This is a genomic window from Methylosinus sp. Sm6 (genome assembly GCF_019802345.1).
Lineage (GTDB): Bacteria > Pseudomonadota > Alphaproteobacteria > Rhizobiales > Beijerinckiaceae > Methylosinus.
Genome location: NZ_JAINDZ010000011.1, coordinates 102,177 through 120,623, shown reverse-complemented (window position 1 = coordinate 120,623; position 18,447 = coordinate 102,177). Strand labels below are relative to the sequence as shown.

Sequence of the window (18,447 nt, the reverse complement as noted above, 5' to 3'; positions counted from 1 at the left end):
ATCATGGCGCGCAAAGCCCAGACGCGACGCAGTCCACCCGCCAAACCGAGAGTCGCAGCCAAAGCCGTCGCCGACAGCGGCGTCGACGCCGCTCTGCTGCGTGAGATCGCCAAGCTGCTCGGCGAGAGCGATCTGACCGAGATCGAGGTCCAGAAGGGCGATCTGAGGATCAGAGCGGCGCGCATGCCGGCGCCGGCGCCGGCGATCGCCCATGGCGCCATCGCCCTGCCGCCCTATGCGCCGCCGCCCCCTCCGTCTCCGGCGGCGAAGCCCGCCGCGGCTTCCGCCGATCACGCCGACGCGCTGAAATCGCCCATGGTCGGCACCGCCTATCTGCGCCCGAGCCCGGACGCGCGGCCCTTCGTCGAGGTCGGCGCGCGCGTCACCGCCGGCGACAAGCTGCTGCTCATCGAGGCGATGAAGACGTTCAACGACATTGTCGCGCCCAAGGGCGGCGTCGTCACGGCGATATTGGTGGAGGACGGACAGCCGGTCGAATATGGCGAACCGCTCATCGTGATCGAATAGGGCGGGCCGCCGATGTTCGACAAGATCCTCATTGCCAATCGGGGCGAAATCGCGCTGCGCATCCTGCGCGCCGCCAAGGAGCTCGGCATCTCCACAGTGGCGGTGCATTCGACGGCGGACGCCGACGCCATGCATGTGAAGCTCGCCGACGAGTCCGTCTGCATCGGCCCGCCGGCGGCGCGCGACTCCTATCTCAACATTCCCTCGCTACTCTCCGCCTGCGAGATCACCGGCGCGGACGCGGTCCATCCCGGCTATGGCTTCCTGTCGGAGAATGCGCGTTTCGCCGAGATCGTCTCCGAGCACGGGCTGACCTTCATCGGCCCCAAGGCCGAGCATATCCGGCTGATGGGCGACAAGATCGAGGCCAAGGCCACCGCCAAGCGGCTCGGCATTCCCTGCGTTCCGGGCTCGGACGGGCCGGTCGCCGACGAGACCGAGGGCGCGCGCGCCGCCGCCGATATCGGCTATCCGGTGCTGGTGAAGGCGGCTTCCGGCGGCGGCGGGCGCGGCATGAAGGTCGCGCGCACCGAGGCGGAGCTCGCCGTCGCCATTGCGACGGCGCGCACGGAAGCGAAGGCCGCCTTCGGCGACGACACGGTCTATCTCGAGAAATATCTCGAGAAGCCGCGCCACATCGAGATTCAAGTGTTCGGCGACGGCAAGGGCGCCGCCGTGCATCTCGGCGAGCGCGACTGCTCGCTCCAGCGCCGCCACCAGAAGGTTTGGGAGGAGAGCCCGTCGCCCGCGCTCAACGACGAGCAGCGCGCCGAGATCGGCGAGATCTGCGCCGGGGCGATGCGCGAGTTGAAATACGCCGGCGCCGGCACGATCGAGTTTCTCTACGAGAACGGCGCGTTCTATTTCATCGAGATGAACACGCGCATCCAGGTCGAGCATCCGGTGACGGAGGCGGTGACCGGCGTCGATCTCGTCAGCGAGCAGATCCGAGTCGCGGCCGGCTCGCCGCTGTCGATGCGCCAGGAGGATATCTGGTTCTGGGGCCATGCGATCGAATGCCGCGTCAACGCCGAGCATCCGTCGAGCTTTCGGCCCTCGCCCGGTCGCATTGCTTATTATCATCCGCCGGGCGGCGTCGGCGTGCGCGTCGATTCCTCGGCCTATCAGGGCTACACGATTCCGCCGAATTATGATTCGCTGATCGGCAAGCTCATCGTCCACGGCCGCAACCGCACCGAGGCGCTGATGCGTCTGCGCCGCGCGCTCGACGAATTCATCGTCGACGGCATCGATACGACCTTGCCGCTGTTCCGCACGCTGGTGCGCAACGCCGATGTGCAGAACGGCGTCTACGACATCCATTGGCTCGAGCATTTTCTGGCGACGGGCGGCATAGATCCGAGCTTCTGACCGGTTCTCAGCGCGCCGGCGTTCGCCGGCGCGCGGCGAGCGCCCGGGCGGCGGCGAGACGTTTCGCGAGCGCCGCTCGATCGGTCGCGGCGGCGTCGATCATCTGCTCGAACAGGCCGAGCCGCGACCAGCGCAGGAACTGACGATAGACCGAGCTCCAATTGCCGTAGCGGGCAGGCAGCTCGCGCCAGGGGGCGTTGTTTCCGGCGATCCAGAAAATGCCGTCGAGGACGCGCCGATGATCGCGGGGCGGGCGTCCGCGCTTCGGCCCGGTCTCGATCACGAGAGGCGCGAGCAGCGTCCATTCGTCGTCGTCGAGGCCGTTCCCCGCGGTTTCCGCCGGCCGCGCCGGCTCGCGCCCGGTCATGGACGCAAGCGGCCGCAATTGCGGATCGGGCTCCCGTGAGGACGGCTCGTCCTCTGCGAGGCTGGTGAAGGCGGGAGGGGTCATGTTTCAGATTCTCGTTCGGCAGGGTCCCTCTCTCTATCAGCCGACCGCGGCCGGCGTATCCCCTGAACGGAGTATGCCCATTGGCCCGCGCTTGCCCTATGCTCCGCCCCCGCTCGGCGGGCAGGCCAAATCGCATCTGAAGGGAAGGTGATGCCGGTCAGCGAAAGCGACGTGCTGGGCGTCGTCGACAAGCTCTATCGAGCCGCCCTGGAGCCCGCCGGCTGGGGAGACGCGCTCGAGGCCCTCTCCGGCGTCGTCGGCGGCGTCGGCGCCGCATTGATCCCGCAGACCTGCCCCGAGGCGCTGATTTCGTCGCCGTCGCTGCGCGACGCGACGCACGCCTATCTGAGCCATTGGAATCTGGTCGATCCGCGCATCAGAACGGCATTCGAGCGCGGGATCGCCGCCGGCCTCTACACCGACGCGGATCTGGTGACGCCGGAGGCGATCGCGCGCGATCCGTTCTATCAGGAGTTTCTGCGGTCGTTCGACCTCGAATATTACGCCGCATTCAAATTCCCCGCTTCGCCCGACGCCGCGGCGATGGTTTCGCTCGCCGTGCAGCGCGGGCTCGGCCAGCGGCCGTTCGGGCGCCGCCAGCTCGCGCTGCTCGCGACGCTCGGTCCGCATGTGTCGCGCGCTTTCTCCATTCACGAGCGGCTGCGGATGTCCGCCGGACCGCTCGCTCCGGATCTCGAGGCGTTTCTCCACCGCCTCTCCTGCGGGGCGATCGCCATCGCCCGCACCGGTCGGGTGGTCGCGGTCAATGCGGCCGCGCGCGCGTTCTTCGGCGACGGCTTCGCGATCGAGGGCGGGCGCCTCTCCGCCTCGGCGCAAGCCGCGCAGCCGCTGCTCGATGGCCTGTTGCGCGATGTGTTCGACGCGCCGCTCGCCGGCTCCGCGACGCTGGCCCTGCCGCGTCCCAGCGGCGCGCGTCCGCTGCTGCTGCAGGCGATGCCGCTGTCGCTGGATTACGTTCCCGGCAGTTTCGTAAAGCGTCCGGCCATGGCGCTGGCGCTCGTCTTCGACACGGCAAAGGGAAGCGGCGCGGACGCCTCGGCCGGCTTCGCGGCGCTGGGATTGACGCCCGCGGAAATCGCCGTGGCGCGGCTCATCGGCCAGGGAGACACGCCGGGCGAAGCCTCCGAGCGCCTGCGCCTCTCGGTCGAGACGGTGCGCACGCATTTGAAGCACATCAATCACAAGCTCGGTTTTCGGCGTCAGAGCGATCTCGTGGCGCTCGCGGCGCGGCTCGGCATGGCATGCTGAATTTGGCGCTCGGCATGAGGGCGAGCGCCGTGGCGCGTCCGGCGCCGAGTGGCTTGCGTCGACGAATTTGAAGCCTCTCGAGGGCGAGCCTGGCTCGCGGTCCAAGCGCGGCCCCTGGACCGCGAGCCTTCAGGCTCGTTCAAATCGGCCGAGTCGCGCCGCTAGCCGCTGCGCCGCGGTTGCATGCGCCCGCGGCTTTGCATTACGCTCGTAAAGGTTCGCAAGCGGCGGAGCGTAAGTGATGGTTCCCGATCTCGAGCAGCGGCGCGCCGGCGCCGACTGGTTTCGATGCGCGTCCTCCTCGTAGAGGACGAGCCGGAGATGGCGCATGCGCTCGCTCTGCGGCTCGGGCGCTCCGGCTTCATCGCGGATCATGTCGGCGCGCTGGAGGATGCGCGCGCGGCGCTCGCCTGCCATCACTATGGCCTGGCGCTGCTCGACCGCCGCCTGCCCGACGGCGACGGCCTCGATCTGCTGCCGGAGCTGCGGCGCCTGCAGCCCGACGCGCGCGTTCTGATCCTCACCGCTTGCGAGGCGATCGCCGAGCGCGTCAGCGGGCTCGACGCCGGCGCCGATGATTATCTCGCCAAGCCCGTCGATTTCGACGAGCTGATGGCGCGCGTGCGCGCCTGCCTGCGCCGCTCCGGCGCGGCCGGCGCGCCGGTCCTCGTCGTCGGACGTCTCTCCTTCGATCTCGCCGCGCGCGAGGTCGCCATCGACGGCGTTCCCGTCGTGCTGCATCGGCGCGAGCTGGCGCTGCTCGAGACTCTCGCCCGCTGCGCCGGGCGCATCGTGCTGCGCAGCCGCCTCGTCGAGGAGGTCTATGGCTTCGACGACGAGGTGCAGGACAATGCGCTGAACATTCTGGTCTCGCGCCTGCGCAAGCGGCTCGCCGATCTCGGCGCCGGCGTCGAGATTCATTCGGCGCGCGGCATCGGCTATATGCTGGCGAGGACGCCCGCGTGAGCCGCCGCTCGCTCTCGGCGCGGCTGATGCTCTGGCTGGCGGCGGCGCAGATCGCCGGCACGCTGCTGCTCGTGCCGATCACCGATTTCCTCGTCTCTATCTCCGGCGTCATTCCCGGCTGGCAGGTCGCGCCGGACGATTGGGGAGAATATCGCCTCCACGCCCTCGTCGCCGCGTCGGTGACGCGCGAGGGCGGCGCGCCGCGGCTCGAGCCGACGCCCGCCCTTCGCGCCTATGTCGCGAGCAATGCAGGCGCGCTCTATGCGGCGTTCGATTGCGCCGGCGTCGCTCTTCCCGGCTCCTCGCCGCAGCTCATCGCCGCGCTGGGCGGCCTGCGCGACATCGACGCGACGACGCTGAAGTTCCACCTTCCCGGGGAGGACGCGCGCGGATCGTTGCGGCGCGTCGCCAGCGGGGCGGGCGCCTGCGCCGTCGCCGCCTATGGCTATCGTTTCGCGTGGAGCGATCTTCTCGCGGTCGCCTGCCTGTTCCTGACGCCGCACAGCGCCATCGTCATTGCGCCCGCCGTGCTCGGCGCGCTCGCCATCGCCTGGGTCGTAGTGCGCCGCGGCCTCGCGCCGTTGCGCGCGGCGGCCGAGCAGGTCGCGGCGATCGATATGAACACGCTGCATAAGCGCGTCGTCGTGGATGACGCGCCGCGGGAGGTCGCGCCTTTCGTCGAAGCGGTCAATGGCGCGCTGTCGCGTCTCGACGCCGGCGTCGCGGCGCAGCGCCGCTTCACGGCCAATGCGGCGCATGAGCTGCGCACGCCGATCGCCATCATGCGGGCGCATGCCGACAATCCCGACGACGCCGCGTTTCGCCGCGCCATGCGGCGCGACATCCGCCGTGCGCAGACGATCGTCGAGCAATTGCTGGCGACGGCGCGCTTCTCGATTCGCGATGCGCCGAAGGAGACGGATATCGACCTTTGCGCCGCTGTGCTGGCGATGGTCGCCGATTACACGCCGCTCGTCATCGAGAACGGCCGGCGCATCGAATTCGAGCCGCCGCCGGCGCGCACAATCGTCCGCGGCGACAAATGGGCGCTCGAATGCGTCATTGCGAATCTGCTCGACAACGCCTTGCGCGCCGAGCCGGAAGGGGGCGTCGTCGAGGTGCGCGTGCTGGCGACGGCGATGGTGGAGGTCGTCGACCATGGCGCCGGCGTCCCGCTCGCCGATCGCGACAACATCTTCGAGCCGTTCTGGCGCCGCGTCACGAAGAGCAATGGCGCCGGCCTCGGCCTCGGCCTCGGCCTCGGCCTCGCCATCTCCAAGACGCTCGCCGAGCTGATGGGCGGCTCGATCTCGGTGGCGGAAACGCGCGGCGGCGGCGCGACCTTCCGCCTCGCGCTCCGCAAGAGCGAGGCGGCCGCGGTCGCGGCGTGAGGGATGCTGGCCTTCTACCGCGCCGCGCCGCGGCGCAGCAGCGCCAGCGCGTCGCGCGCGGCGCCGACGAGCTCCGCGCCGGGGCGCGGGCGCCTGCCGCGCATGCGCGGCTCTCTCGGCTCCTCGGCGCGCATCAGGCGCGGGCGCGCGAGATGCGGAGCCACGCCCTCGCGCATCACCGCGCGGCGCAGCGGGCCGAGCGCCGTCATCGCCACGAAGCCGGCGCCGCGAATGAGGTCGATCGGCAGATAGGGAATGATCAGCGAGCGGTTGAGCAGATCGACGCCATGGGTGCGGAAGCCGATGTCGGCGCGACGCTGCAGCTCATAGCGCATCAGCGCGCGGGAGAGCTCGCGCTCATTGCGCAGATCGACGCTGGCGAGGCAGTCCTCGAGATCGGCGACGTCGCGCAGGCTCAGGTTCAGCCCCTGCGCGCCGATCGGCGGAAACACATGGCAGGTCTCGCCGACGAGCGCGAGGCGCCCGGCGGTGAGCCGCGACACTTGCATTCCGCCCATGCGGAACTCGCCGACGCCGCTCTCGATCGTCATCGCGCCCAGCTTGCCGCGCGAAAAATCCTCGAGCTCATATTCGAGCTCCGCGCGCGGCTCGGCGAGGCGGCGGCGGGCGTCGCGCGGGTTCATCAGCCACACGAGGCTCGAGCGGTTCTGCGCCTCGCCGCGCGCCGGCAGCGGCACCAGAGTGAAGGGGCCGGAGCGCGTGTGATATTCGGTCGAGATATTGTCGTGCGGCAGCTCGTGGCGCAGCAGCGCGGTCAGCGCGACCTGCGGATAGGTCCATTCCTTGGTGTCGATGCCGGCGGCGTTGCGCGCGCGGCTCGCGCGCCCGTCGGCGGCGATGACGAATTGCGCCTCGACGCGGCGCCCGTCGGCGAGCGTCGCGATCACGGCGTCGCCCTCGAAATCATAATCGACGATCTCCGCCTCGACGATGTCGAGGCTCGCGGCGCGCGCGCGCTCGAGCAGGATCGCGGTCAGCTCGTCATTGGAGACATTGAGGCCGAAGGCGGGAAGGCCGATCTCCTCGGCGCGCATGACGAGATCGGGCACCGGCAGCAGCTGCTCGGTGTCGTCGATCATGCGAATGGTCTCGATCGGGCAGGCGGCGGCCCGCACCGCGTCGAGCGCGCCGATCGAATCGAGGAAGCGCACCGAGGCCTCGAACAGAGCGACCGTGCGGCCGGGCAGGGGCGCCGGCAGGCGACCGACGAGCGTGACCCGCCAGCCGGCGCGGGCGAAGGCGAGCGCGGCGGCGAGGCCGGTCGAGCCCGCGCCGGCGACGAGAATCTGCGTTTCGATGCCGGGCGCTGCGCCCCCGTCGGTGTCGGCCATGATCTTGGTTCTCCCTGCTCGGCGAGCTTACACCAAGGCCGCAGGATCGGGAAACGGGCGCCTCGACGCGAGGCGCGCGCGCCGGCTCACAGCGCTCCCGAGCGACGGCGATTAGCCTCCAAATCGATCAACAAGCCGTGCCTCACGCTGCGGCGTCGCACGAAAAGATCGCGCCCGGCGGCGCAGTGGTCGTCGTCGACGGAGGCGATGACAAGCCGCTCGCCATCGAGAAGTCGGTCGCAATCGTCAATGAGAGCGCCCGCGTCGCCAATATCGCGCAGGTTGTCCGCCCGAACTCTCTACGATCTCGCATGTCACGGAATGATGAGAAACGGCTGGCCTTTTTTGACCGTGTAGGCGATCAGATACTTCAGTGGAGAAGACGTATCTGGATTTCGGAAAATCAGGTGCGGAGCCTCGGCCTTGTCCTGATAGCTCTCGCCTGCGGTGAACCTCATCGGCTCCTCGCCCGCGTACTGAGACTCCGCGACGCCCTCCAGTATGTAGTTGTGAGCGACCGAGGGATGGTGGTGAGCGGGCAATCCCACGCCCGGAGGATAGCTGGTGAGGACCAGCCGAAACTCCTCCCCCGCGCTGTTTTCGTAGCGTTCGAGAGTCGTGCGGCTGATCCCGTCCGAAGAGACGATCGTATCGCTACGCCTTTTTATTTGCGCGCTCAGCGGCGCGGAGGACAACGCAACGGCAGCGCCCAGCATCCCTCCCAGAAACAAGCGTCTCTTGATGTCCGTCTCGATTTTCGCGAGCGCGATCTCGGATTCGTGCGAAAGCTGCATTGCGACTTCTCGTCTCTAATGCGAACGGAGACATTCGACTGATTGCGCTCATCGTGAGCGTGGAGTCGATCCGTTTGTTTCAAAGCAGCCGGGTGGCGGAGCGTCGCCCGGCGGTTTTTCGTGAAATAACTTATTTGCAGATGTCGCCGGTATAGCGGACGAGGCCGACCAAGTTTTCCGGATCGCGCAAGTCGACGAGCCCGTAGCTGTTGAACTGCCCTTTGTAACCCTTGAGCGTCCCACGGGTCACATTTTCCTGAATGTGGTAGGCGATCTCGATCATGAATCGACCGGGCTTTCCCGGCACGGCGGTAAGAACGGCCAGATCCTTGGTTTGAAAGGCGCCGCCGTCGTCTCGACCGAAATAATGTTCCATATCCATTTCGAGGCCGGTCGGTGTTTGCCGTTGCGCGATGATCTTTCCCGCGGCCGTGTTCACGCTTCCGGTCAGGGCGGCGGAAATGATCATCGGGTTGTTGTCGCCTTCTGCAAAAAAATTCGGTATCGCAACGCCGCCGATCGTGATGCAGGCTTGGTTTGCGGCCTGGGCTCCTGGCGCGGCCGTCAGCGCGACCACGGCCGCGACGACCGATCGGCATAGGATTTTCTCGAGCATGAAATATTTCTCCTGATTTGTGCGGCTGGAACGCTGCGGGGCTCTCGCGTCCCGACGGCGATTGTCGATCGAGCCATTGCGCCGCGGTCGAGCGGATTATATAACGATCGATATATGACACCTAGAATAACGAGCGCTATCTTGTCAACATGAAAAATAGCGGTCGTGATAAATAGCCGTCGAGGGCGGATGTCTACGAAGAAGGAGCAAACCCGTGAGCGCATGCTCGATGCGGCAAGTCGAAGTTTCCGCAGCCATGGGTATGCGGGGGTCGGCGTCGACGCCATCGCCAAGGCGGCGGGCGTCACATCGGGAGCCTTTTACGCCCATCTCGGCTCGAAGGACGGCGCGTTTCGCGCTGCGCTGGAGCTCGGGCTCGACGAGGTGATAGGAGCCATTCCGCAGTATCAGAGCGAGCACGGCGCCGACTGGGTGCGAGCCTTCGCCGATTATTATCTCGGCAAGTCCCATCGCGACGATATCGCATGCGGCTGCGCGATGACGACCCTTTCGCCCGAGGTCGCGCGATCGGGACCGGAAGTGAAAGCCCTCTTCGAAACGAAAATGAAAAAGATCGCAGGCCTGGTCGCCGATGGCTTGGTGGGCGGAGACGAGGAGCAGCGACTGTCGCGCGCATGGTCGATGCTCGGCATTTTGATCGGCGGATTGACGCTGGCGCGTTCTATGAAGAGCGATCGGCTCGCGGAGCAAATCGCCGGCTCGCTTCGCCGAGCCGCCATGAACGCGGCGACCCTGCTCGGCGTGCAAGAGGGCAGCTGAATGGGCAATCAGCGCTCAGTTCGAGCGGATCGGTGACGGCGCCGTCTCGTGTCGGGAGAAGCCGACGTCATTTTTCGAATGCCCGCTCATGGCGCATCGGCCGACCACCGGCATGCGAGTCCGACGAAGCGATCCACGACGCCGCCCGCCGTTCTGGATCGCTTCGCCGCGCTCGCGAAGACCGCGCGGCGACCGCCTCACGCCCGCCCGTCGACGCTCTTCTCGATGAGATGCGCGAGATCGGTCATGATCGCGTTGAGATCATAATTCTTCGGCGTGTAGACCGCCGCCACCCCATTCTCGCGCAGCAGCTTCTCGTCGGCCGGCGGGATGATGCCGCCGACGACCAGCGGCGCCTCGACGCCCTGCTCCTTCATCAGCCGCAGCACCTCATGCGCGAGCGTGACATGCGAGCCGGAGAGGATGGAGAGGCCGACGCAATGCGCGCCTTCCTTCTGCGCCGTCTCGACCAGCTCGGCCGGGGTCGAGCGAATCCCGGCATAGATCACGTCGAAGCCAGCGTCGCGGGCGCGCACGGCAATCTGCTCGGCGCCATTGGAATGGCCGTCGAGGCCCGGCTTGCCGACCAGGAATTTGGCGCGCTTTCCGATCTTGGTGGAGACGCGCTGCACCTCCTCGCGCACGGCGTCGAGCTGGCCGCCGACCTGCCGCGCCGTGGAGGAGACGCCGGTCGGCGCGCGATATTCGCCGAACACGCCGCGCAGCACCGCGCCCCATTCGCCGGTCGTCACGCCCGCCTTGGCGGCGGCGATCGACGGCTCGACCATATTGCGGCCCTCCTTGGCGGCGCGCACCAGCTCGTCGAGCGCCGCCTGCGCCGCCTCGGCGTCGCGCTGCGCGCGCCAGGCGTTCAGCCGGGCGATCTGCTCGGCCTCGACATGCTCGGGCACGACCATGATCTGATTGTCGCCGGCGGTGAGCGGCGAGGGCTCGCCCTCGGTGAATTTGTTGACGCCGACGACGATCTGCTCGCCGGCCTCGATCGCCTCGAGCCGCGCGGTGTTGCTCTCGACGAGCTTGGATTTCATATAGCCGGCCTCGACCGCGGCGGCGGCGCCGCCCAGCTCGTCGATCTTCTTCAGCTCGGCGACGGCCTCTTCCTTCAGCGCCGCGACCTTTTTGGCGATCGCCGGATTGCCGTCGAATATGTCGCCATATTCGAGCAGGTCGGTCTCATAGGCCATGATCTGCTGCATGCGCAGCGACCATTGCTGATCGAAGGGGCGCGGCAGGCCGAGCGCCTCGTTCCAGGCCGGCAGCTGCACGGCGCGGGCGCGGGCGTTCTTCGACAGCACGACGGCCAGCGCCTCGATGAGGATGCGATAGACGTTGTTTTCCGGCTGCTGCTCGGTGAGGCCGAGCGAATTGACCTGCACGCCGTAGCGGAAGCGGCGCGATTTCTCGTCCGTGACGCCATAGCGGTCGCGGGTGATCTCGTCCCACAGCTCGACGAAAGCGCGCATCTTGCACAGCTCGGTGACGAAGCGCATGCCGGCGTTGACGAAGAAGGAGATGCGCCCGACCACCTCGGAAAAGTCCTTGTCCGAAAGGCCGGCGGCCTTCACGCCGTCGAGAATGGCGCAAGCGGTGGCGAGCGCATAGGCCAGCTCCTGCGCCGGCGTCGCGCCGGCCTCCTGCAGATGATAGGAGCAGACATTCATCGGGTTGAATTTCGGACATTCCTTCGTGGTGAAGAGAATGAGGTCCTGCGTCAGCCGCAGCGACTGCGCCGGCGGAAACACATAAGAACCGCGCGAAAGATATTCCTTGATGATGTCGTTCTGCGTCGTGCCCTGCAGCTTTCCGCGCGGCGCGCCCTGCTCGTCGGCCGCGGCGATATAGAGCGCGAACAGCCAGACGGCGGTGGCGTTGATGGTCATCGACGTGTTCATGTCGGCGATCGGAATGCCGTCGAACAGCGTGCGCATGTCGCCGAGATGGGAGACGGGCACGCCGACCTTGCCGACCTCGCCGCGCGAGAGGATATGGTCGCTGTCATAGCCGGTCTGGGTCGGCAGATCGAAGGCGATGGAGAGACCGGTCTGGCCCTTGGCGAGATTGGAGCGATAGAGGCGGTTCGACTCGGCGGCCGTGGAATGGCCGGCATAGGTGCGGAACAGCCAGGGCTTGTCGCGACGCGGGGCAGCGGATTCGGTCATGTGTTCGGTCTCCCTCCGAAGGAGGCGATAACACAGGAAAGCGTTTAGGCGAAAGCGCCCGGGTGAAGCCTTCGAGGCCGTCAGGGCGTCAGCGTCGGGACGCCGAGTGGCGGTCCCGCCTCGGCGAGGCGCCGATCGAGCGTGCAGAGCGTCGCGCCATGCGCGGCGCTGACGGCGAGATGAAGGGCGTCCCCGGCGCGCAGACCGAGCGCGTGCTGGTCGACGAATTTCGCGGCCACGCGGAATTCGTTCGAGGTGATCGGCAGAAGGGTGAAGCTGTCGGAGAAAAGGCGCGCCGCCGCCGCCAAAGCTTCGGCGCGTTGACGAGCATCGATGGCGCCGGTGCGCAGTTTGATGGACAGAGCGGATGAGAACTCGGTGACCGTCCATTCGCTGATGGCGAGCGCGCCCGGCTCTTGCTCGTATAGCCAGCCTTGAATCTGATCGGTTCGCGCTTCCCGGGTCAGCGCCGCCACCAGTAGCGACGTGTCGAGATAGAGCGTCAATAGCGGTCCTCGTCCCGCATGCGGCGCACGAACTCGCTCGAAGGCTCGGTTTGCAGCGGCATTCGTTCGGTCAATGCGCGTAGCGCCGCAACGTCTACTCGCTTTCGCGGCTGGTCCAGCGGCGCGATTTTAGCGATCGCCTTGCCCCGCCGCGTAACACAGACAGTCTCCCCCCCTGCCGCTCGCTCGACGAGCTCGCTCAGATGGGCCTTGGCCTCGGCAATGGTGACCGCGCTCATCGTCGCCTTCCTCATGACTATCTAGATGACCAGTATATGGGATCGTGCCGGCAAACGCCAGTGAACCGCTCTCAACTACCTCCGACGAACGCCCCCGGCAGCCGCAGCACACGGCAAGCCCCTCCCGCCTCCACCGCCGGCGCGCCGGCGTCGCGGATCAGCAGGGCCTGGGAGCGGACCAGCTCGGTCAGCAGCGAAGAGTCCTGCAAAGGCTCCGGCGTCGCCACCAGCCGCCCTTCCGCATCGCGACCGAGCCTCGCGCGCATAAAATCGCGGCGGCCTTTGTTGGGCTTCAGCGGGGCGCCGGCGATGGCGGCCTCGCTCTCGTCGGCGCCGGCGCGTGGATCGCCTTGCAGCGCGCGGATCAGCGGGGCGAGGAAGACGAGGGCGCAGACGATCGCCGCCACCGGATTGCCGGGCAGGCCCAGAATGCGCGTCTCGCCGAGCATTCCGTGGATCAGCGGCTTGCCCGGCCGCATCGCGATGCGCCAGAAATCCAGCGTCATGCCCTGGCGGGCGAGGGCCGGGCGGAGAAGATCGTGGTCGCCGACCGAAGCGCCGCCCAGCGTGACCAGAATATCGGCCCGCTGCTCGCGCGCGAGAGCAAATCCCATTTCCAATTCGGCGATGTCGTCGCGGAAGATGCCGAGGTCGACCACTTCGGCCCCGGCGGTTTCGGCAATGGCGGCGACGGCGTAGCCGTTGCAGGCGATGATCTGGCTCGGCCCGGGCTCGGCGCCGGGCGGAACCAGCTCGTCGCCGGAAGCGATCAGCGCCACGCGCGGGCGGCGCGCCACTGCTAGCTGCGGATGGTTGATCGCGGCGGCGAGCGCCAGCTCGCTCGGGCCGAGCCGCGTTCCGGAAAAGAACGCGGCGTCGCCCTCGCGAAAATCGAGGCCGCGCGGGCGGATGTGGCGGCCGGCCGGCGGCGGGGAGGCTGCGCCGACGCCGGCGGCGTCGATGGTCGCGTCCTCCTGCAAGAGGATCGTGTCGGCGCCCTCGGGCACGGGGGCGCCGGTGAAAATGCGCACGGTCTCGCCGGCGCCGAGCGGGGCGCCATAGCCATGGCCGGCGGCGCTCTCGCCGACGCGCGTCAGCCGCGCGCCCGGCGCCGAAAGATCGGCGGCGCGCAGCGCATAGCCGTCCATGGCCGAGACGGCGACCGGCGGCTGGGTGCGGCGCGAGACGAGATCGGCGGCCAGAGTGCGGCCGAGCGCCTTCGCGAGCGGAACCTCCTCCTCGCCGAGGCGCGTCACGCCCGCGAGCACGCGGGCGAGCGCCTCGTCCACGGACAGCAATTTGTCGTCAGCCATTTTTGTCCATTTCGTCGCGGCGCCATTCGCCGGAGCGTCCGCCGCGCTTTTCCAATAGCTCCACGCCCTCGATGCGCATGAAGCGATCGACGGCTTTCAGCATGTCATAGACGGTCAGCAGCGCGACGCTCACCGCGGTCAGCGCCTCCATCTCCACGCCGGTCTTGCCAGTCACGGAGACTTCGGCCATCACCGTCACGCCGGGAAGAGCCTCGTCTGGCTCGACATCGACAGCAATCTTGGTGACCGGCAGGGGATGACAGAGCGGGATCAGCTCATGCGTCCGCTTCGCCGCCATGATGCCGGCGATGCGCGCGACGCCGAACACATCGCCCTTCTTCGCCTGCCCCTCGAGCGCGAGCGCGAGAGTCGCCGCTTTCATGACGATTCGGCCCCTCGCGCGCGCGACGCGCTTCGTCTCCGGCTTGTCGGAGACGTCGACGATATGCGCCTCGCCCTTGTTCGAAAGATGTGTGAGCGCGCTCATGGCTCAGACACGCGCGCGCCTGTGCTCGGTCGCCGAGGCGCCGTGCAGCAGCGCGCGCGTCGCCGCCGTCACATCGTCCTTGCGCACGAGGCTCTCGCCGACGAGAAAGGTGAAGACGCCGGATTTTTCGAGCCGCAGACAATCGTCATGCGTCGCGATGCCGCTCTCGGCGACGATGATGCGGTCCTTGGGAATGCGCTCGGCGAGGCGCTCTGTGGTCTCGAGCGTCACGTCGAATGTGTGCAGATCGCGATTATTGACGCCGACGAGCCGCGTCTCCAGCGGCAGCGCGCGATCGAGCTCGCGCTCGTTATGCACTTCGACGAGCACGTCCATGCCGAGATCATGCGCGGCCGTGTTGAGCGCCTTGGCCTCCTCGTCGGTGACGGCGGCCATGATGATCAAAATGCAATCGGCGCCGAAGGCGCGCGCCTCGAACACTTGATAACGATCGTAGAGGAAATCCTTGCGGATCGCCGGCAGATGCGTCGCTTTGCGGGCGGCCTCCAAATCCTCGAGCTTGCCCTGAAAGGACGGGCCGTCGGTGAGCACGGAGAGGCAGGCGGCGCCGCCGGCTTCATAGCCCCGAGCGAGCGCCGGCGGATCGAAATCGGGGCGCAGCACGCCCTTCGACGGGCTCGCCTTCTTGATCTCGGCGATGAGGGCGATGCGCCCTTCGGCGAGCTTGCCTTCGATCGCATGGATGAAGCCGCGCGGCGGATCATGGTCGCGCACATTGCGCTCGAGCGTCGAGAGCGGCATGCGCACCTTGGCGTCGTTGATCTCGGTTCGCTTATAGGCTTCGATCTTGCTCAGAATGTCGGTCATGCTGCTTACCTAGAACGGAATCGCCGACGGTGGAACCGTGTGGGCTCCGCGACCGGTCAACCTCGAGGGGGAGGTCGAGCGCCACAGGCGCTCGGGAGGGGGTGCTCCCCGAGTCTCGGGGCTCACCCCACCCCGTCCTGCTTCGCAGGCCGACCCTCCCCCTCAAAGGGGAGGGTAGATCGCCCTTTTCGGAGAATAGCATGAAAATATCGCGCTTCGCCGCGATTCGACAGGCGCCGATGCAGGCTATGGCGCCGCGGCCTCCGGGCGGTTGGAGACGCGGACGAGCGCCTCCAGCTTTTCCTTCGCCGCCCCGCTGTCGAGCGCCCGCGCCGCCAGCGCGGCGCCTTCGCGCAGATCGGCGGCGGCCTCGGCGACGATCAGCGCCGCCGCCGCGTTGAGGACGGCGATGTCGCGATAGGCGTTGCGCTCGCCCTCCAGAACGGCGCGCAGCGCGCGGGCGTTGTGGGCGGGGTCGCCGCCGACCAGCGCCGCCGGCGCCGCGCGGGCGAGGCCCGCCTCTTCCGGCGCGACGGAAAAGCTCCGCAAGGCGCCGTCCTCCAGCGCCACGACATGCGACGGGCCGGTGGTGGTCAGCTCGTCGAGCCCGTCGGTCCCATGGACGAGCCAGGCCCGCCGCGCGCCGAGCTCGGCGAGGGCGCGGGCCAGCGGCTCCAGCAGCTCCTTGGAATAGGCGCCGATCAGCTGGCGCTCGGCGCGGGCGGGATTGCACAAGGGGCCGAGCAGATTGAAAAGCGTGCGCAGCTTGAGCTCGCCGCGTGCGGCGGCGGCGTGGCGCAGCGCCGGATGATGGGTCGGCGCGGCCATGAAGCAGAGCCCGGTCTCGGCGAGGCAGCGGCCGGAATGGGCGGGCGCGACGCCGACGCGCACGCCGAGCTCGGCGAGAACATCGGTCGCGCCGGAGCGCGAGGAGGCGGCGCGGCCGCCATGCTTGGCCACCCGCACGCCGCAGCCGGCGACGATCAGCGCGGCCAGGGTCGAGACGTTGTAAGTGCCGGCGCCGTCGCCGCCGGTGCCGACGATGTCGATGGCGTCGGCGGCGCCTTCGACCGCCGCCATGGCCGCGCGCATGGCCACAGCCCCGCCGATGATCTCCTCGAGGCTTTCGCCGCGCAGCCGCAGCCCCATCAGAAAGGCGCCGAGCTGCGCTGGCGTCGCGCCGCCTTCGAGGATGACGGACACCGCCGCGCGCGCCTCCGCGCGCGAGAGCGTCGCGCCCGTGGCGATCGTCGCGAGGAAGGGAACGAGGTCGGTCATTCTATCCAACCCCCTCGTCCTGAGGAGCGCCCGCAGGGCGCGTCTCGAAGGATGCTCCAGAGCGCGCCCGGCGGCGTGACCCTTCGAGACGCGCGCTTCGCGCGCTCCTCAGGGTGAGGGGGGCTGCAGCGGCCACAGAGCGTCACGCCACTTTGGCGCGGCGGCGGGTCTCGTTCCATTCCTGCGCGAGATCGAGGAAATTGCCGAGGATCTTGTGCCCGTGCTCGGAGGTGATGCTCTCGGGATGGAACTGCACGCCATGCACGGGGGCGCTCTCGTGCGAGAGGCCCATGATGAGGCCATCGGGCGTCTCGGCGGTGATGCGCAGAGAGGCGGGCAGGGTTTCGCGCGCGACGATCAGCGAATGATAGCGCGTCGCCAGGAACGGCTTGTCGATGCCGCGGAAAATGGTCTCGCCCTGGTGTAGGATCGTCGCCATCTTGCCGTGGACGGGAAGCGGCGCGCGGACGACGTCGCCGCCGAAGGAGAGGCCGATCGCCTGATGGCCGAGGCAGACGCCGAAGATCGGGACCTTGTCCCAGGCGGCGGCGATGAGGTCGAGGCACACGCCCGCCTCCCTGGGCGTGCACGGACCGGGGGAGAGAACGATGGCGTCGGGCCCCGCCGCCAGCGCCGCATCGGCCGAGATCGCGTCATTGCGCCACACCGTCACCTCGGCCCCGAGCGATCCGAAATAATGCACGAGGTTGAAGGTGAAGCTGTCGTAATTGTCGATGAGCGTGACTTTGGCCATTTCTGCGGTCCATTGGCGTCGCCGTCGGGGCGATGGCGCTTTTTCGACCGTTCAATCGATCAAGTCAATCGACGCTCGAGTTCGTTCTCGTCACCCCTGTCCGCGTCGCGCCAGCCTCCAGTCGGGCCGCAGATTGGCGATGAGCACGATCTCCGCGAGGCTCTGCCGGGTCAGGAGGCCGACCAGCGCGCCGTCCTCGTCGAGCACCCCGATCGCCGCCGCTTCGCCGAAGCTCTCGATGGTCTTGTCGAGCGGGGCGGTCGCGCCGACCGTCGGCGGGCTTCGCCGCACATAAGGGGCGATCGGCGCGCTGCGCGCCTCGCTCTTCAGCGCCTCGATGATGTCGGCGCGGCCGAGCAGGCCCATGAAGCGGCCGCCGCCGGCGACGACCGGAAACTCCTCCTGCGAGGTGGCGAGCAGAATATCCACGGCCTCGGCGAGGTCGGCGCCCCAGTCGATCGCCGCTATGCGCGTCTCCATGGCGTCGGCGACGACTAGTCCGCGCGTCGCCTCGCTCGCTTGGGTCATCTGCGCCTCGCCGGCCGCGGCCATGTAGACGAAGATGGCGATGAACACGAGCAGAGGATTGCCGAACAGGCCGAGAAAGCCGAGCGCGAAGGCGAACATCTGACCGACCGATGCGGCGATGCGCGTCGCCTTGGCGCGATCGAGCCACAGAGCGAGCGCCGCGCGCAGCACGCGGCCGCCGTCCATCGGAAACGCCGGAATCATATTGAAGACGGCGAGAAACAGATTGGCCGCCGCCAAGCGGGGAAGCAGGCCGAGATGCGGGTCGTCGAGCCGCGTCAGCGCCTCCGGCTGAAACGCGCCCAGCGCGACGAAGAGGGCGAAGGCGATGACGATGTTCACCATCGGGCCGGCGATCGCCACCAGCAGCTCCTGTCCCGGCTTCTCGGGCATATGCGCGAGATTGGCGACGCCGCCGATCGGCAGCAGCGTGACCTCGGTCGAGACGATGCCGAAGCGGCGCGCGGTCAATATGTGGCCGAACTCGTGCAGCACCACGCAAGTGAAGATCAGCGTGATGAACAGCAGGCTGTCGCGCGCCGCCTCCCATCCGCCGCTGCGATAGGCGGAGAAGCCGATCCAGGCGAGCAGCAGGACGAAGGTGACGTGAATGCGCACGGCGGTGCCCTTGAAGCTGCCGAGCGTGAGCGACCAGCGCATGCTTTTGCCTCTGTCAGAGATCGAGACGTCGCCACGACGAAATCTTCGCCATAGCGAGCGAAGCAGAGCAGTCCAAAGACGCGGGGCGGCGCCTCGAGCGCCGCGCGATCACGCAATTCATATCAGAATTCGCACGGACGAAAAAAGGGCGATCGA

At 68.0% G+C, this 18,447-nt stretch carries 19 protein-coding genes; 6 read left to right on the top strand and 13 right to left on the bottom strand.

Going from position 1 to position 18,447, the window contains the following annotated elements; all coding sequences use genetic code 11:
- The first annotated feature begins 3 nt into the window (after positions 1-3).
- Complete coding sequence (gene accB / locus K3F48_RS09875; protein WP_222575265.1) at positions 4-528, top strand: acetyl-CoA carboxylase biotin carboxyl carrier protein; 525 nt, start codon at positions 4-6, stop codon at positions 526-528.
- A gap of 12 nt (positions 529-540) precedes the next feature.
- Positions 541-1,899 carry an acetyl-CoA carboxylase biotin carboxylase subunit gene (gene accC, locus K3F48_RS09870; protein WP_222575264.1) on the top strand — a complete coding sequence of 453 codons (1,359 nt, stop codon included), beginning with the start codon at positions 541-543 and terminating at the stop codon, positions 1,897-1,899.
- Between the two features lie 7 nt (positions 1,900-1,906).
- Here the strand turns inward: accC and K3F48_RS24850 are convergent, their stop codons facing one another.
- Complete coding sequence (locus tag K3F48_RS24850) at positions 1,907-2,350, bottom strand: transposase (protein ID WP_222575263.1); 444 nt, start codon at positions 2,348-2,350, stop codon at positions 1,907-1,909.
- A 150-nt stretch (positions 2,351-2,500) separates the two neighbouring features.
- Here K3F48_RS24850 and K3F48_RS09860 point away from each other — a divergent pair, with 150 nt between their 5' ends.
- The 3 genes from K3F48_RS09860 (at position 2,501) to K3F48_RS24845 (ending at position 5,976) form a co-directional block, all read left to right on the top strand.
- On the top strand, positions 2,501-3,619 hold the full coding sequence (locus K3F48_RS09860; protein WP_222575262.1) for a helix-turn-helix transcriptional regulator: 1,119 nt from the start codon (positions 2,501-2,503) through the stop codon (positions 3,617-3,619).
- A gap of 288 nt (positions 3,620-3,907) precedes the next feature.
- A complete protein-coding gene (locus K3F48_RS09855; RefSeq protein ID WP_222575261.1) occupies positions 3,908-4,585 on the top strand; it encodes a response regulator transcription factor in 678 nt (225 codons plus the stop codon).
- Entirely contained in the window at positions 4,582-5,976 is a 1,395-nt protein-coding gene (locus K3F48_RS24845; RefSeq protein WP_222575260.1) for a HAMP domain-containing sensor histidine kinase, read from the top strand. Before K3F48_RS09855 ends, K3F48_RS24845 begins: the two co-directional genes overlap by 4 nt.
- 14 nt (positions 5,977-5,990) lie before the next feature.
- Here K3F48_RS24845 and K3F48_RS09845 read toward each other — a convergent pair whose 3' ends face one another.
- The 3 genes from K3F48_RS09845 to K3F48_RS09835 all read right to left on the bottom strand — a co-directional run bounded on the left by K3F48_RS09845 (position 5,991) and on the right by K3F48_RS09835 (position 8,738).
- The gene (locus K3F48_RS09845) at positions 5,991-7,328 is read right to left on the bottom strand and encodes an FAD-dependent monooxygenase (protein WP_222575259.1); all 1,338 of its coding nucleotides are present in this window, start codon (positions 7,326-7,328) and stop codon (positions 5,991-5,993) included.
- A 314-nt stretch (positions 7,329-7,642) separates the two neighbouring features.
- Positions 7,643-8,122, bottom strand: coding sequence for a cupin domain-containing protein (locus K3F48_RS09840; protein WP_222575258.1), 480 nt, complete (start codon positions 8,120-8,122; stop codon positions 7,643-7,645).
- Positions 8,123-8,252: 130 nt separating this feature from the next.
- Positions 8,253-8,738 carry a hypothetical protein gene (locus tag K3F48_RS09835; protein ID WP_222575257.1) on the bottom strand — a complete coding sequence of 162 codons (486 nt, stop codon included), beginning with the start codon at positions 8,736-8,738 and terminating at the stop codon, positions 8,253-8,255.
- Between the two features lie 189 nt (positions 8,739-8,927).
- On the opposite strand from K3F48_RS09835, the gene K3F48_RS09830 reads away from it, so the two are divergent.
- Positions 8,928-9,518: a TetR/AcrR family transcriptional regulator gene (locus K3F48_RS09830; protein WP_222575256.1), complete on the top strand. Its 591-nt coding sequence runs from the start codon at positions 8,928-8,930 to the stop codon at positions 9,516-9,518.
- Between the two features lie 197 nt (positions 9,519-9,715).
- Here K3F48_RS09830 and K3F48_RS09825 read toward each other — a convergent pair whose 3' ends face one another.
- From K3F48_RS09825 to K3F48_RS09785, 9 genes are all read right to left on the bottom strand, one after another.
- On the bottom strand, positions 9,716-11,698 hold the full coding sequence (locus K3F48_RS09825) for a protein meaA (RefSeq protein ID WP_222575255.1): 1,983 nt from the start codon (positions 11,696-11,698) through the stop codon (positions 9,716-9,718).
- A gap of 80 nt (positions 11,699-11,778) precedes the next feature.
- Complete coding sequence (locus tag K3F48_RS09820; RefSeq protein ID WP_222575254.1) at positions 11,779-12,204, bottom strand: type II toxin-antitoxin system VapC family toxin; 426 nt, start codon at positions 12,202-12,204, stop codon at positions 11,779-11,781.
- On the bottom strand, positions 12,201-12,443 hold the full coding sequence (locus tag K3F48_RS09815) for a type II toxin-antitoxin system Phd/YefM family antitoxin (RefSeq protein WP_222575253.1): 243 nt from the start codon (positions 12,441-12,443) through the stop codon (positions 12,201-12,203). Before K3F48_RS09815 ends, K3F48_RS09820 begins: the two co-directional genes overlap by 4 nt.
- A 71-nt stretch (positions 12,444-12,514) precedes the next feature.
- Positions 12,515-13,756, bottom strand: coding sequence for a gephyrin-like molybdotransferase Glp (gene glp / locus K3F48_RS09810; RefSeq protein WP_222575252.1), 1,242 nt, complete (start codon positions 13,754-13,756; stop codon positions 12,515-12,517).
- Entirely contained in the window at positions 13,749-14,243 is a 495-nt protein-coding gene (gene moaC / locus K3F48_RS09805; protein ID WP_222575251.1) for a cyclic pyranopterin monophosphate synthase MoaC, read from the bottom strand. The genes glp and moaC overlap by 8 nt, the downstream gene beginning before the upstream one ends.
- A gap of 3 nt (positions 14,244-14,246) precedes the next feature.
- Positions 14,247-15,071, bottom strand: a complete 825-nt coding sequence (trpC, locus tag K3F48_RS09800; protein WP_222575250.1) for an indole-3-glycerol phosphate synthase TrpC — start codon at positions 15,069-15,071, stop codon at positions 14,247-14,249.
- A 246-nt stretch (positions 15,072-15,317) separates the two neighbouring features.
- Entirely contained in the window at positions 15,318-16,349 is a 1,032-nt protein-coding gene (gene trpD / locus K3F48_RS09795; RefSeq protein ID WP_222575249.1) for an anthranilate phosphoribosyltransferase, read from the bottom strand.
- Between the two features lie 142 nt (positions 16,350-16,491).
- A complete protein-coding gene (locus tag K3F48_RS09790; protein WP_222575248.1) occupies positions 16,492-17,103 on the bottom strand; it encodes an aminodeoxychorismate/anthranilate synthase component II in 612 nt (203 codons plus the stop codon).
- A gap of 90 nt (positions 17,104-17,193) precedes the next feature.
- Complete coding sequence (locus K3F48_RS09785) at positions 17,194-18,291, bottom strand: site-2 protease family protein (RefSeq protein ID WP_222575247.1); 1,098 nt, start codon at positions 18,289-18,291, stop codon at positions 17,194-17,196.
- Positions 18,292-18,447: the final 156 nt, after the last annotated feature.